Source organism: Streptococcus sp. 27098_8_76, from assembly GCF_041432315.1.
GTDB lineage: Bacteria > Bacillota > Bacilli > Lactobacillales > Streptococcaceae > Streptococcus.
The window spans coordinates 114,014-128,603 of record NZ_JAPVZI010000002.1 but is presented as its reverse complement, the minus strand read 5'-3'; the positions used below and the strand labels follow the sequence as shown (position 1 = coordinate 128,603).

Below are 14,590 nucleotides of genomic sequence, written 5' to 3'. Positions count from 1 at the left end.
TTCCTTCTTTCGTTTACTTCACAGATCCTTCTGATAATCCACTTGCAATCTTATTTTGGATAATAGAGAAGAAAATAATTGATGGAAGAACCACAATAACAGATGCTGCCATCATATCTCCCCAGTCTAAAATTTCTGAACCGTTAAGAGATCGAAGAGCTACTGCTACTGTCATCTTTCCTGTATTGTTAATCAAAATTAAAGCATACAAGAATTCATTCCAAGCATTGATAAATGTATAAATAGCTGTTGCTACAATACCTGGTGCTACAATCGGTAGCACAACTTTATAAAATGTAACAAATTTATTTGCACCATCAATTCTAGCTGCTTCTTCAATTCCAATTGGAACTGTTTGGAAAAATCCAACTAAGAGCCAAACTGCATATGGAACACTAAAAGATAGATAAACCATCATCAAGCCAAATAAACTATTTGTTAATCCAACTTTAGCAATGGCAATTGAATAGGGAATTGCTAACAAAATTGGTGGGAAAATGTAGGTAATGACAAGTAATCTCGACATGATTGCTCCCAATTTAGGGAAGAATCTAACAATACCATAGGCTGCCATAGCAGAAATAATAATCGCAATAACGGTTGTAGCTAAGGCAATGATTAAACTGTTTCGAATGTTATCAATAAAGTGCAAATCGTTAATAACATGAGTGAAATAATCTAATGTAAATTGTTCAGGCCAAAATCGTGTTGGATACTGAGTTAATTCCCCTTTCCCCTTGACAGAAGATATGATAATCCATACCAATGGGAAAATTGCAACGATGGTCGCACCAATCAAGAGTACATGTGAGAGAATATCTAAATAAATACCGGATTTCTTCTTCATTATTTTCTACCCTCCTTTTCCCACTTACTGATGATAGCAAAGTAGATAAAGCAAATTGCCACCAAGAAGATAAAGAGCAATACTGTAACTGCTGAAGCACGACCCAACAATTTAGTTCCCCAACCTAGGTTGTAGGCAAAAATTGGAAGCGTCGTTGTAGCATTGGCTGGTCCACCACCTGTAATTAGGTAGATAATGTCAAAGTTATTAAAGATCCATACAGTTCTCAAAACAACTAGAAGCCCTACAACCACTTTGATATGTGGAAAGACGATAAATTTGAACACTTGCCAACTTGAAGCACCATCTATCTTAGCAGCCTCAAATTGTTCTTCTGGTACTGTTTGCAAAGCTGAAAGCACATTAACCATGATCATCGGCGCTCCAAACCAAATGTTGATAAACACCAAACATAGGAATGCCCATGTACTATCTGTCAAAAATGCAGGCGTATGTTCCATTAAACCTAATTTTACGATTAGATTAGGTAAGTAGCCATAAACCCCGTTTAGAATCCACTGCCAAGAAAAGGCAATAACGATGGTAGGAAATGCCCAAGGAACAATCAATAAGGTCCTATATAATTTCTTGAAGTGGCGTACTCTGTGAAGAGCCAAAGCCAATACAAACCCTACTAAAACTTGACCAACTAATGAGAAAACGGTCCACTTAATTGAATTAAAGAACGCATTAAAGAAGTTGGGATCTGATAGCACAGCTTTATAGTTAGCTAAACCAACAAATTTATAATTAGGCATAATCAAATGCTTATTGGTAAAGCTATAAAAAATACTCGAGAAAAACGGATAAACAAAGAGTAATCCTACGATAATCATAGCTGGCAAAACAAATATCCAGCGAGTTAAATTACGTTCTTTAACCATTCTCCTTCTCCCTTCTTTTACAAGATTGGGCTAGGGCTTTTCAGCTCACTAGCCCACCTATTTTCTAGTCTTTTACATCTACTGAGCAGCCTCAAATAAATCGTTTAATTGTTTTTCTGCTTCTTTTGCTGCTTTCATAGGATCTGTTCCATTTGAAATGATATCTTGGAACATTTGTTCAATAATGTGTTGGTTAGTCAACATACCAGCTTGTACACTTGGTCCATTTTCATAACCAATAGCAGTACCTTTTTTAACAGCTTCAGTAATCACTTCTTCAGCATGTTTAAATTTCTTACGAGTTTCATTTTCTTTATAGGCTGCAGAATCGCTAATCCCCTTAATAGTTGGCAACATACCTACTGGAGTTGAATCAAGGAATTTAACGTAGTCTTCTTCATTATAAAGTGATTCTAAGAATGCTTTAGCAACTTCTGGGTGTTTTGAATTTTTCCAAACAACCATTGGAATGTTTGAGGTTTCAATTCCTTGTTCCTTATCAGATTCTTTGATTTTTGGAATAGGATAAGCATCAATCGAATCAATCAATTGAGGACTGTTGGCATTAATTCCTCCAATATGGAAGCCAGAGTTAAAGTCAAATGCTGTTTTTCCTTGATAGAACAAGGTAGCTTGTTGAAGGACATTAAAGTTCAAAGAATCTTGGGGTGAGATTTCTTTATACATTTTAACCCAGTATTTAATACCATCTTGAGCAAGTTGACTTGTCAAATCTGCTTTAAGATCTTTTGTCAAGAGACTTCCACCACCACTACGTACGTAGAAGTTCAAGAAACGTGTTGCCATTAAGTCATTTGTTCCAAACGGAACAGACAAGCCATAAACTCCAGCTTCTTTCAATTTTTTAGAAGCTTCATAGAGTTGATCCCAAGTTTTAGGAACCTCAATATTATGCTCTTTTAACAAATCTGTTCTAACCCACATGACTTGTGCATGTGAATAAAGAGGAACAGAGTAGTAATCATCTCCGATTTTTGCTTCATTTAAGGCAGTTTCGTTAAATTTATCCTGTCCAATACGCTTGATAGAATCGTTTAGCGGAACCAAAGCATCTGAGTTGACCATTTCCATTACTTGGTTAGGAAGAGCCGTACTGATATCTGGCACATTTCCATTTGCTAAACCTGTAGTCCATTTAGTATAGAAGTCATTCCAAGAAAATGTTTCAATCTTGATTTTGGTTTTTGGATGCTTTTGCATAAAAGCATCTGCTGATTTTTGAATACTTTCCAAACGTGGTCCTTGAGTAAAGGAGTGCCACATTGTAATCTCACCAGATAATTCTGTCGGTGGTTCAGTGTCAGCTGTAGTTTCTTTCTTTCCTGAACAAGCTACCAAGGCAACGGCTGCTAGCGCAACTCCAGCTAGACATAAAAACTTTCTCATTTTTTTCATTGTTCTTCCCTTTCTACATTAAGAAATCGCAACTTTAAAGACAACTTTTTTAACAGGTTCATCATTTATACGAACCTTGGGTTGATGTAAATCTTCTGGAAAAGTGATAAGGCATTCACCAGCTCTCAAATGAACTAACTGTTCCACTTCTCCTGTGTATAATTCAATATCTTTTTCTTCATCATATTTTTGGGTAACGCTTACATTTTCTGGCGACGTAACAGCCATGGCTTCTTCATTTTCCAAAACTAAATGAATATCCAAATATTTTTGGTGAGTTTCAAAGAAGGCTCCTGCTTGACCGTCTGCTAGATAAGTAAAGCAATTACCAAATAATCGATCACCATCGATATCAATCGGACCTTCTGTTAAATTTTCTAGTCCTGTTTTTTCTAGAAAATCTATTAATGTTGCAAAATGTGGATTTACTTTCACATAAGTTCCTAAACGACTGATTTTAGTAATAATCATACTCAATCCCCCTTTCTTTATTTTTTATTTAAGACCAGCAACGAAGCGTTCTGTAATCTCTTTTGGTCTAGTAATAGCGCCACCGACAACAATACCTCGCACTCCATATCCAAGGATTTGTTTGGCTTGTTCTGGTGTATGAATTTTCCCTTCTGCAATGACATCTACACCGGCATCACAGAGTTTTTTAATTAATTCAAAATCGGGACCATCCACTTTTGGACTGTAAGATGTGTATCCTGATAAGGTTGTTCCGACAAAGTCAATTCCTGCTTCAACAGCTGCCAATCCTTCCTCGAAAGTACTTGTATCAGCCATCAAGAGCTGGTTAGGGTATTTTTCCTTAACCTGACGAATGAACTCTTGAATCTCTAAACCATCGTAGCGTTCACGCTTGGTACAATCCAGAGCAATCACCTCGATGTCCAGTTCTGCCAATTCATCAACTTCTTTCATAGTAGCAGTGATGAAGGGTTCTTGTGGTGGATAATCTCGTTTAATTATCCCAATGATTGGAAGGTTGGTAACCTCCTTGATTTCCTTGATATCGCGAACACTATTTGCTCGGATACCGACTGCTCCACCTTGCTCAGCCGCTTTGACCAGCAAGGGAATGACTCCTCCCGCTTCTGTATAAAGCGGTTCGTGAGGAAGGGCCTGACAAGAAACGATGATTCCATCTTTGATTTGTGCAATCAAGGCTTCTTTAGTAATCTGTGGCATCCTCTTTCCTCCTTTTCTTTGTTCTTGTGAGTTGATTATATATCATTTATGAAGCGCTTTCAATACTTTGTAGTAGGATAGATTACAGTTTCAAAAGTATTTTATAGAACAGCTGTTTCTGAAAGTAGTTTCAGATAACATAAATATCCGTATCTATTACTCAAAATTACGAATCTTATGATAAACTTCTATATCAATAAAACCAGTCTAGAATTCCCATCTTTTTACAGGACTCCAGACTGGTTTATTTTAGATTAACATAGAAGTTCAAAGTGAGATTTCAGACAAAGTTAACTATCTTTTTGTTTATAGGAAATTAGTACTCCAAGGATCATTCCCACAAAACCAAGCAAAACTGTTGTTATTGATTTATTCTCACCTGTATTTGGTAACTTAGACTGTTCGTTATTACTTACTTTATTCTCTAATCGATTAGATTCAGAGTTTTCATTTGTTGATAACAATTTAGACGACAGTGAAAGTTCCTCAGCCTTGTTATCTTCTGTAGGATTTTTAAATAGTGGATTGTCAATAGAGTGTCGGAAAGTCATCGCATAAATACTAGAATTATTAGTCTCAAAAATAATCTTTCCATCTTTTTGTTCGAATTCAATAGTGTGTAGTTTTCCTTCTGGATCTACAGTATAAACATTCTCAACGGACTGATCTGTAGCAAAAGTAACAAGGACTTTTCCTTCAGGTTTAACATATCTGCCATTTACATCCTTCAATTTGATATCAAATGCTTTGTAGTTTAATGAACTTAAATCACTAACTTGAATTTCTTGAATTTGAATACCTATCACATTTTTCAATACTTCTTCTGAAGCTTGAATTTGAATACTTCCTGTTTCATTTTTTAAAATACGTTGTGAACTAGCAATTCCTGAGACAACGTGCTTCGTTTCTGATTCATCTTTAGTGTTTTTATTATTTACTTGTTTATCAGTAGATTTCACTACTGAACTTCCTTCTCCTGAGGTTGATAATGGACCCATATATTCTGGGATTTCTAGTATCGGAGATTCACCTCCATTCACGCCACCTTTAAACTCTGGCTTAGCTACTGTAGGAGCTGGAAAATCTCCTAATGTGGACAGAACGCCGCTATACTCTGGAACTTCTGTAACCAGTGAGTCGCCTCCGTTAACTCCACCTGTAAAGTCATGCTGTTCAACTGTTGGAGTCGATTCTTCTCCTGAGCTTGATAATGTATCACCCATATACTCTGGCTTAGCTACTGTAGGAGCTGGAGAATTACCTAATGTGGATAGAACACCACTATATTCTGGAACTTCTGTAACAAGTGAGTCGCCCCCATTCACGCCACCTTTAAACTCTGGCTTAGCGACTGTAGGAGCTGGAGAATCTCCTAATGTGGATATAATACCGCTATACTCTGGAACTTCTGTAACAAGTGAGTCGCCCCCATTCACTCCGCCTTTAAACTCTGGCTTAGCGACTGTAGGAGCTGGAGAATCTCCTAATGTGGAGAGAGCACCACTATACTCTGGAACTTCTGTAACAAGGGATTCGCCTCCATTCACTCCGCCTTTAAACTCTGGCTTAGAGACTGTAGGAGCTGGAGAATCTCCTAATGTGGATAGGAAGCCTCTGTACTCTGGAACTTCTGTAACGAGGGATTCGCCTCCATTCACGCCACCTTTAAACTCTGGCTTAGAGACTGTAGGAGCTGGAGAATCTCCTAATGTGGAGAGAACACCGCTATACTCTGGAACTTCTGTAACAAGTGAGTCACCTCCGTTAACTCCGCCTGTAAAGTCTGGCTTAGAGACTGTAGGAGCTGGAGAATCTCCTAATGTGGATATAATGCCGCTATACTCTGGAACTTCTGTAACAAGTGAGTCGCCCCCATTCACGCCACCTGTAAACTCTGGCTTAGAGACTGTAGGAGTCGCAAAGTCACCAGATGTACCTAAAATACCAGAATCTTCTTTTCCGCTATCTTTTTTTGGATCTAATTTCCCAGCTAAATCCTTATCCGAATCCTTCTTAGAAGGTTCCACTTCTTTATCTTCCACATAGACAGGATCTTTTGGTTGACCCTCAATATAAGAACGAACCCAATCCAGCTGCTCTTTTGATAAGACTAAACCACCACTGCGACTTCCTACAACACCATTTTGGTGAACTCCAATTAAAGCACCTTTATCATTATAAAGACCACCACCAGACGCTCCAGGTTTCGTACCTCCATAGCTAATTCCCTCTATTCCAGAACCGAAGTCTGTAGTTCCTACTACTTTGCTATCTAAAACTGGACTTAGCTTGTTATCTGGAAAACCATAGACCGAAACTGAATCCCCCTCTGCAACTTTCGAAGATCGTTTTACAACCTCTACAGGAGTTACTCCTTTTACTGCTTCTTTTAATCGAACCAAAGCTAAGTCATTTTTAAATCCAAATACTGAATCTTTCTTATTCCAATAAACAATATCATCATCTGAAAAATTCACAGACAACCCATTCGGTAAAGTTGCTTTATACACTGTATTGGTACGACCAGATTTAGTAACTACCTCAGAACCTTTAACTGTTAAGAAATTATGAGCGACTGTTAACACCAAATTTGGTGCAATTAAAGTACCTGACCCCGACCCATCTGGCGTTTGAATATGCGTTGTAGCATAAAAATTTTCTGAACCATTCGGAGCTTGTAACACCTCTTTACTAGGTACAGGTAAGTTCGATTTACCACTCAAATCGACTTTACCAACTTCAGTTCTTGCAAAATCCGAAGAAGAGGTAGATGGAGGAGTTACCGAATCTACTACCGCTCTTATAATTGTATCACCCAAAGCTAACTTACTGACATATTCATCAGGCCAACTTGTATCACTTGCTAGTTTGTTAATTGGCACTCCATTATAAGATACCACTTTAGCTGTTGGGGAAGTTGCTATTAACTGTTTGAAGTCTGGATTTTGTCTTAAATGAAAATTCAAACCACTTCCAACAGGACCTTCCTGAACAACCTTATCTGAAATCAAACGAGTTCCTTTAGTATCTTCCACTCGAAGTAAAACGCGACCTTTTTCTTCACCTTTTACTAAAGTAGCTCGACCTTTTTCATCAAAACTATACCAAGCACCATCAATCTCAGATTCTACATCTTTTAAAGCTATATGATTTTCATCATAGTAGTAACGGTTTGCACCATCTATATACCAACCCTTTATACCATATTTATCAATCATAGAACGAATCCAAGCTCTGTGCTTTTCCGTAAAGATAGTACCACCCCCAATACGCTCACTCTCAGGAGCGTTTGAAGTATTTGTTCCGTGCTGGTGGATACCGACTACCTCTCCCTTATCATTAAACAAAGGAGCACCTGAAAAACCTCCTAAAGCTGAGGAATGATAAGTGACTGCACCACTCTCTTTATTGATACTGCTCACAGTTGTGGAGACTGAATAAGCCTTACCATCTTTCAATCGAGCTTTATTTTCTTTACTTAAATTAGGAGTAGAAAAATCATTGGGATATCCGACCATAGTGATGCTATCACCCGTAGAAACCTCTTTATCACTCAACTCTCTTGGAGAGTCCTCACCACCTGTCATAGCTTCGACAGGTTTTTTAGTGATAACTACTGCTAAATCGTTGCTATAGTCTTTCCCAAAGTCTTTGCCGTTATACAAGTGAATAGAGTCTTTTTCAAGAGCTTCTGATACCCCTGAAGTAGGTACTTTATTACTCTTCTCTGTCTCTGAGTTCATCACAACATAACTACGAGCAGACTCCCCACCACGCAATACTGCAGACTTATCCTCTTGGTTTTTATCATAGTAGTTATGAGCTACTGTTACCATCACATTCGGCGCTACAAAGGCACCGCTACCTGATGCGGTTTGTTTTCCACTTGTTCCGCTATCATAAGTGGTATAAGTCATAGCAACACCTTCTGCAGATTTACTATGAACATCCACATCGTGAATATCACTACCGCCTTGAATGACATCAGCATAAACAACCCCACCACCAATAACTGGTAACTCTGGTGCAGCTAAGCCAATCACCGCTGATAGTGTCAAACAACCAACCAAACCATAAGCTTTGGATTTACGAAATTTTCCTAAACCTTTTAAACACACAAACATACATTACCTCACTTTAACTTTCAAAATTAATTTATCCAAGTATATTCTAAAAAATAAAATATTACAGTTTCCATTAGCATAACACTCTCTACTTTGATTCTTATAATAAAAATAGACATGGACTATTTTGCTACTTTACAAATGCTATTTAAGTACTGTATCTACAGGAATATCGTTTTTACAAGATATTATCCTAATGAGAAAACCATCTTATACATAAACTTATATATAAATGTTCATTTGTAGCGAAACTGTATATTTTCTTATAAATTATAACACATTTTACAGACGCTTTCCAATGTCTTGAAAGAACTTATACCAAACTAGATAGAAAATGAATTGTTTTACACCAAGGTAAAGAAAAAAACTCATACTCAATAAAAATCAAAAAGCAAACTAGAAAGCTAGCCGCAGGCTGCTCAAGACACTGTTTTGAGCTTGCAGATAAAGCTGACGTGGTTTGAAGAGATTTTCGAAGAGTATGAATTTCAAAGTATATGTGAACTAGAATATTTACTGACTAGACTCTATACAAAAAGAGAGCTACTATGCTCTCTCATTCATCACTTCACATATTTAAAAGGAATCTCACTACCACATAGCCAGTTGTAGACTTGGTCATTGACAAAGACATTCATGGCTTCGTGGGCATACTCAGGCATGATGCGATAGGTTTTATCACAGGTCAGGCGGTTGTAAATCGCAAACTGGGTAATAGGATAGCAAACATCATCGTCCAAGCCCGTAATCATCTTGACCTCACCCTTGATACGATGGGCAAGATTTTTCACATCGATATAGGCAAGGGTCGCTATGATGTCCTCCTCAGTTTCATGGAAGGGATCATGAAACTTGAAATAACGGAACAGTTCGTCGTAAGCCTCGCTAGTATTACCAATCTCAAGCACTCGTCTAAAGTCTGACAAGAAGGGATAGATGGCAACTGTTTTCTGAATCCGAGGATTGAGCGCTGCCGCTACCAAGGCTAGAGCGCCACCTTGTGAGGCACCATAGCTAGAAAGTCGCTTCTCATCAACCTCAGGTAGACTAGCAACAATTTCAACCAACTGGTAAATATCCAGATAAACATCCTTATAAAAGAGATGATCCCGACCTTCCACAGCACCACGGATGATATGCCCCTTAACGGTATTTCCTAGAGGAGAACGCAAGCCGTCTTGCGAGTAACCTGACTGGCCCCGCACATCTATGGAGACAACACCGTAACCAGATACGGTATAGGACAGCATGTCGGCCCAGTCCCAGCCACGTCCCATATAACCATGGAAATGGAAGATTATCGGAACCTTCTCCTCACTCTTTGGAAGAACGACGCGCGCATAGATCTTTCCTTCATTGGTTCCTTCAAATGTTAACTCATAGCACTTGATTTGAGGAATGCAGAAATCTCTTTCCTCCAACTGGTAGGCTGGAAGAGTTGAAACTTTTTTCACTTCCTCATCCCAGAAAGCATCAAAGTCTTCTGGAACCTCATCCCGTCCTTTATAAGTCTTGATTTCTTCTAATAAAGCTGGATTTTTCATAATATACTCCTTTTGTTTTGTAATCGCTACCACAACTGTAGCATATCTAGGGAAGCAATGCAAGAAAGAAGGATAATACTCTTCGAAAATCAAATTCAAACCACGTCAACGTCGCCTTGTCGTACTCAAGTACAGCCTTCGGCTAGTTTCCTAGTTTGCTCTTTGATTTTCATTGAGTATAATATAGAAAGTGAATTTAGATTTTATTTCTTCAAACCTACTGACTGAAAGTCTAATAAATTGAATCTAGAATAGTACCAATTAACTTCTAAAGTATTTTTAGAAATTAATGTGAATGCCCCAGTTGATTTGTCTACAGTTTATCTCGATATACTATAGTTTCAATGGAGATTGAATAGAGAATCACACACCAGAAAGCGAGGTAACATCATGAAAGCAATAGGTACGCAAATATTACAGACAAACCGTTTAATCTTGAGAAGATTTGTGGAGAGTGATGCGGAAGCCATGTTTCAAAATTGGGCTTCGTCTGCTGAGAATCTGACCTATGTTACTTGGAATCCCCATTCTAATGTCGAAATCACTCGAAACTCGATCCGAAATTGGGTTGTTTCCTATACTAATCCCAACTATTACAAATGGGCCATTTAATTCAAAGAAAACCCAGATCAAGTGATAGGAGATATCATCATCATTGAGATGAATGAGGATGATTCCAGTTGTGAAATTGGCTATGTTTTAGGAAAAAACTATTGGAGTCGTGGCCTTATGACAGAGGCCTTAAAAGCTATCTTAGACTTCTGTTTTACTCAAGCAGATTTTCAAAAAGTCAAAGCACGATATGCCAGTCTCAACCCAGCTTCAGGTCATGTTATGGATAAGACTGGATGTCCTATCTAAAGACTGTTGCAAATGGGGTAGAGAGAAAAGGCTATATTGCGAACCTTATTTATTATCAGATAAGCGGAGAAGACAGATAATCTTAAAATTTATTGCTTATCCGCTGTTCTTATTTTTTATTTACTATTTCATTTATCCTCTTTTTTCCGAATAAATAGATAGAACCATCGAATCTAGCAAAATTAGATTTTAAAATATGGTATAATAGAAGGAGGGAATGGATGATTCTCAGACATCCGGGCATCAGCCCGACCAACGATTTGGTTGCTAAGAAAATCTTTAGCAATCCAGAAATCACTTGTCAATTTATTCGCGATATGCTGGACTTGCCAGCCAAAAATGTGACCATTTTGGAGGGGAGCAATATTCATGTATTGCCTTCCCTGCCCTACTCGGCTCAGGATTTCTACACTAGTATTGATGTCTTGGCTGAACTAGATAATGGCACTCAAGTAATTATTGAGATTCAAGTTCATCATCAGAATTTTTTCATCAATCGTTTGTGGGCTTACTTATGCAGCCAGGTCAACCAAAACCTAGAGAAAATTCGCCAACGAGAAGGTGATACACACCAGAGCTACAAACACATCGCACCCGTTTATGCCATCGCAATTGTCGATAGCAACTACTTCTCAGATGACTTGGCTTTTCATAGCTTTAGTATGCGAGAGGACACGACAGGTGAAGCCTTAACCATCACCAATAATGGACAAGAAAACTACCTAGTCAAGATGGCGTTCTTGGAATTAAAAAAATACAGAGAAACCAGCAAAGATAGCATTCGTAAACCATGGTTGGAGTTTTTCGGTAATAAACCCTTTACCCAAGAACCCGAGCGAGCTATCAGCCAGGCAGACCAACTGCTGGACTACAAGAGCTGGTCCGAGGAGGACAGGAAAATGTTTAGTCAACTACGTATGCGAGAAGAACAAGCATTGTTAGCACAGGACTATGCCTTGGAACAAGCTGAAGAAAAAGGCTTAGAACGTGGTCTTGAACGAGGAAAAGTTGAAGGGAGTTTGTCGACGCTATTAAATCTAGTCCGTCAAGGTCTTTTGCCTTCTGAAGTTGCCAGTCAACAGTTGAGTATGACTGTCTATGAGTTTGAAGAACTATTGAAAGAGCATCATAAATAAGAACTAAAAAATATAGAGAAACCAGAAAAGACAAGGTTCGCAAGCCGTGGTTGGAGTTTTTGTAAATCATTTAATCAATGACAGATTTTTCCGTAATAGATGGAAGAATCTGTTTTTTTAGTTATGCTAGATGTGGGCTCTGAAATAGTAAGATATAGTGTATTGAAATAAGATATGAACAAAGAAATTAGGAAAGTCAAATTATAGTTAAATGAAATAAAAACTGAACAAATTGATTGCGGAATTCAAGCTAATTTCTAGCAACGTTTTAGAAAACTCGGTGGACTATTTCGGATTCAATCTACTATAATTTCTAGAATTTTTTTAGAATCCGCAATGTGCTATTTTAGATTCAATAAATTGTGCTTTTAAAAACGAAAAAAGAGCATCTCCGCCCTTTTTCTCCTGTTCAATCTTAATTTTTTGCTTCTTTCTTTTGGAAAGTGGTTTGGTAATTTACTTTAATCGTTACTGTCATATGAGAGTCCTCGTTTCTTTTTGATGACTCTAGTATAAGGGTCAAACCTGAAAGCTAGCTTAAGTTTTCCCTAAAGAAAGCTTAATCTAAATGTTCTTTCTTTTCCAAATGAAGGGCAATCATGCGCCATTCTGGATCCTCTTGCCAGCCTTCTATCGAACTAATGTAGCTAGCAACCTTTCTGGCTTCTTCTAAAATCGGAAAATCTTCGATAATATCAGCCACTTGGAACTCTGGGAGACCTGACTGTCTGGTTCCAAAAATCTCACCTGAACCACGCATTTTCAAATCTTCTTCCGCAAGGACAAATCCATTGGTGGTTTCTGTCATGATACGCATGCGGTCTTTCCCAGAATCCGTCTTGGGATTGGCAACGAGAACCGCATAGGACTGCTTGTCTCCCCGACCCACACGACCTCTAAGCTGGTGAAGCTGGCTGAGACCGAAGCGATCGGCATCCATGATAATCATAACTGTCGCATTTGGAACATTAACCCCAACCTCGATAACCGTTGTCGAAACCAGAATATCCGTTTTTCGTTCTTTGAACTCCTGCATAATATGGTCTTTTTCATCACTCTTCATCTTACCATGTAAAAGAGCCACTTCTGCCTTGCCTCCAAAATGAGCTGTCAACTCCTCTGATAAGGCAATAGCATTTTTCAGATCTAGAGCTTCTGATTCTTCAATCAAGGGAGAGATGACATAGGCTTGAGAACCTTTTTGAATTTCCCCCTCTAACCAAGTCAAGACCTGAGGTAATTGCTCATGTTTGATCCAGCGAGTCACAATAGGCTTCCGCCCTGCTGGCATCTGGTCGATAATGGAAACATCCATATCGCCAAAGGCTGTGATGGCCAAGGTTCGTGGTATGGGAGTCGCTGTCATCATGAGTACATCTGGATTGTCGCCTTTTTCTCTCAAAACACGCCTTTGCCCTACACCAAATCGGTGCTGCTCATCGATGATAATCAAGCCCAGACGAGCATAATCTACCCCATCCTGAATCAGAGCGTGGGTTCCGATAATCAAATCAGCCTCACCCTTGGCAATAGTCTCCAAGACTTCTCTCTTTTCTGCAGCTTTCAAGGAACCTGTCAAAAGAGCCAGTTTCAAGTCTGGAAAGAGGTTCTGTAAACTCTCAAAGTGTTGCTCTGCAAGGATTTCTGTCGGTACCATGAGGGCTGCTTGGTAGCCAGCTGTCACTGCCGCAAACATAGCCAAACCAGCGACTACCGTTTTTCCACTCCCCACATCCCCTTGTAGAAGACGATTCATGTGGTGGTCCGACTTCATGTCGGTCAAAATTTCCTGCAAACTCTTTTCCTGAGCTGTGGTCAGGACAAAAGGCAGCCTTTCTTTGACTGCTGTCACTTTTTCCTGAGACCAATTCAGGACCAGACCACTTCCCTGAACTCTATTTTCAGACTTGAGCGTCTGCAATTGCATTTGGAAATAAAAGAGTTCCTCAAATTTAATACGGCGAATGGCTTGCTTGTATTCTGCCAAATCCTTGGGGAAATGCATAGCACGAACTGCCTGACAACGGGACATGAGTTTGTATTTATCGAGCAAAGACTGGGGAAGATTTTCCTCTATCAAGAGATCCAGTCCCTGATCAAAGGCTGTCTTGATAACTTTGACCAGACTGGCCTGACTGATTCCCTGAGCCAAGCGATAGACAGGTTGGAGGTCATCTTCCACCTGAGCCAGAACCTTCATCCCTGTCAGGCTAGCCTTGGCGCGGTCCCATTTTCCAAAGACAGCAAGGGTTGCTCCCAACTCTATCTTATCTGCTAGATAGGGCTGGTTAAAGAAATTTACCGCAAAAACAACTTCTCCCTGCTTGAGGCTAAAACGCAGGCGATTACGCTTAAAACCATAATACTGGACACTGGCAGGAGTCACGACTTGACCAGATAGGACTGCCTTCTCCCCGTCCTCTAGTTCCAATACTTGCTTGGTTTTGAAGTCTTCATAACGGAAAGGAAAGTAGAGCAAGAGGTCTTGCAAGTTTTCAATTCCTAATTTGGCGTATTTTTCTGCTGACTTTGGTCCCACACCAGGTAAGACATGCAAGGGTTGATGTAGATTCATGCTCCACTC

General features: G+C 39.1%; 9 protein-coding genes and 1 pseudogene. 2 read left to right on the top strand and 8 right to left on the bottom strand.

Annotated elements, in window-relative coordinates:
* Positions 1-13: 13 nt before the first annotated feature.
* The 7 genes from O3636_RS02115 to O3636_RS02085 all read right to left on the bottom strand — a co-directional run bounded on the left by O3636_RS02115 (position 14) and on the right by O3636_RS02085 (position 10,009).
* Positions 14-847, bottom strand: a complete 834-nt coding sequence (locus tag O3636_RS02115; protein WP_000730332.1) for a carbohydrate ABC transporter permease — start codon at positions 845-847, stop codon at positions 14-16.
* Positions 847-1,731 (bottom strand): carbohydrate ABC transporter permease, encoded by an 885-nt coding sequence (locus O3636_RS02110; RefSeq protein ID WP_000237988.1) that lies wholly within the window; start codon positions 1,729-1,731, stop codon positions 847-849. Before O3636_RS02110 ends, O3636_RS02115 begins: the two co-directional genes overlap by 1 nt.
* Positions 1,732-1,809: 78 nt before the next feature.
* Positions 1,810-3,147, bottom strand: coding sequence for an ABC transporter substrate-binding protein (locus tag O3636_RS02105; RefSeq protein WP_000738780.1), 1,338 nt, complete (start codon positions 3,145-3,147; stop codon positions 1,810-1,812).
* An 18-nt stretch (positions 3,148-3,165) separates the two neighbouring features.
* Complete coding sequence (locus O3636_RS02100) at positions 3,166-3,618, bottom strand: YhcH/YjgK/YiaL family protein (protein ID WP_000587482.1); 453 nt, start codon at positions 3,616-3,618, stop codon at positions 3,166-3,168.
* A 24-nt stretch (positions 3,619-3,642) separates the two neighbouring features.
* Positions 3,643-4,341 carry an N-acetylmannosamine-6-phosphate 2-epimerase gene (locus O3636_RS02095; protein ID WP_001135679.1) on the bottom strand — a complete coding sequence of 233 codons (699 nt, stop codon included), beginning with the start codon at positions 4,339-4,341 and terminating at the stop codon, positions 3,643-3,645.
* Positions 4,342-4,631: 290 nt separating this feature from the next.
* Positions 4,632-8,465 (bottom strand): SIALI-17 repeat-containing surface protein, encoded by a 3,834-nt coding sequence (locus O3636_RS02090; RefSeq protein WP_371641494.1) that lies wholly within the window; start codon positions 8,463-8,465, stop codon positions 4,632-4,634.
* A gap of 563 nt (positions 8,466-9,028) precedes the next feature.
* Complete coding sequence (locus tag O3636_RS02085) at positions 9,029-10,009, bottom strand: acetylxylan esterase (RefSeq protein WP_371641493.1); 981 nt, start codon at positions 10,007-10,009, stop codon at positions 9,029-9,031.
* A 390-nt stretch (positions 10,010-10,399) separates the two neighbouring features.
* Between O3636_RS02085 and O3636_RS02080 the strand changes: the two are divergent.
* Positions 10,400-10,950 (top strand): annotated as a pseudogene (locus tag O3636_RS02080) (GNAT family N-acetyltransferase).
* A 141-nt stretch (positions 10,951-11,091) separates the two neighbouring features.
* Positions 11,092-12,006 (top strand): Rpn family recombination-promoting nuclease/putative transposase, encoded by a 915-nt coding sequence (locus O3636_RS02075; RefSeq protein WP_371641492.1) that lies wholly within the window; start codon positions 11,092-11,094, stop codon positions 12,004-12,006.
* Positions 12,007-12,565: 559 nt separating this feature from the next.
* On the opposite strand, the gene recG is transcribed toward O3636_RS02075, so the two are convergent.
* Positions 12,566-14,581, bottom strand: a complete 2,016-nt coding sequence (recG, locus tag O3636_RS02070; RefSeq protein WP_261127585.1) for an ATP-dependent DNA helicase RecG — start codon at positions 14,579-14,581, stop codon at positions 12,566-12,568.
* Positions 14,582-14,590 lie beyond the last annotated feature (9 nt).

Excerpts from the sequence above, each read along its gene's own strand:
- O3636_RS02110 (WP_000237988.1), bottom strand. The coding sequence starts at position 1,731 with ATGGTTAAAGAACGTAATTTAACTCGCTGGATATTTGTTTTGCCAGCT.
- O3636_RS02085 (WP_371641493.1), bottom strand. The coding sequence starts at position 10,009 with ATGAAAAATCCAGCTTTATTAGAAGAAATCAAGACTTATAAAGGACGG.
- O3636_RS02095 (WP_001135679.1), bottom strand. The coding sequence starts at position 4,341 with ATGCCACAGATTACTAAAGAAGCCTTGATTGCACAAATCAAAGATGGA.
- O3636_RS02115 (WP_000730332.1), bottom strand. The coding sequence starts at position 847 with ATGAAGAAGAAATCCGGTATTTATTTAGATATTCTCTCACATGTACTC.
- O3636_RS02105 (WP_000738780.1), bottom strand. The coding sequence starts at position 3,147 with ATGAAAAAAATGAGAAAGTTTTTATGTCTAGCTGGAGTTGCGCTAGCA.
- O3636_RS02090 (WP_371641494.1), bottom strand. The coding sequence starts at position 8,465 with ATGTTTGTGTGTTTAAAAGGTTTAGGAAAATTTCGTAAATCCAAAGCT.
- O3636_RS02075 (WP_371641492.1), top strand. The coding sequence starts at position 11,092 with ATGATTCTCAGACATCCGGGCATCAGCCCGACCAACGATTTGGTTGCT.
- recG (WP_261127585.1), bottom strand. The coding sequence starts at position 14,581 with ATGAATCTACATCAACCCTTGCATGTCTTACCTGGTGTGGGACCAAAG.
- O3636_RS02100 (WP_000587482.1), bottom strand. The coding sequence starts at position 3,618 with ATGATTATTACTAAAATCAGTCGTTTAGGAACTTATGTGAAAGTAAAT.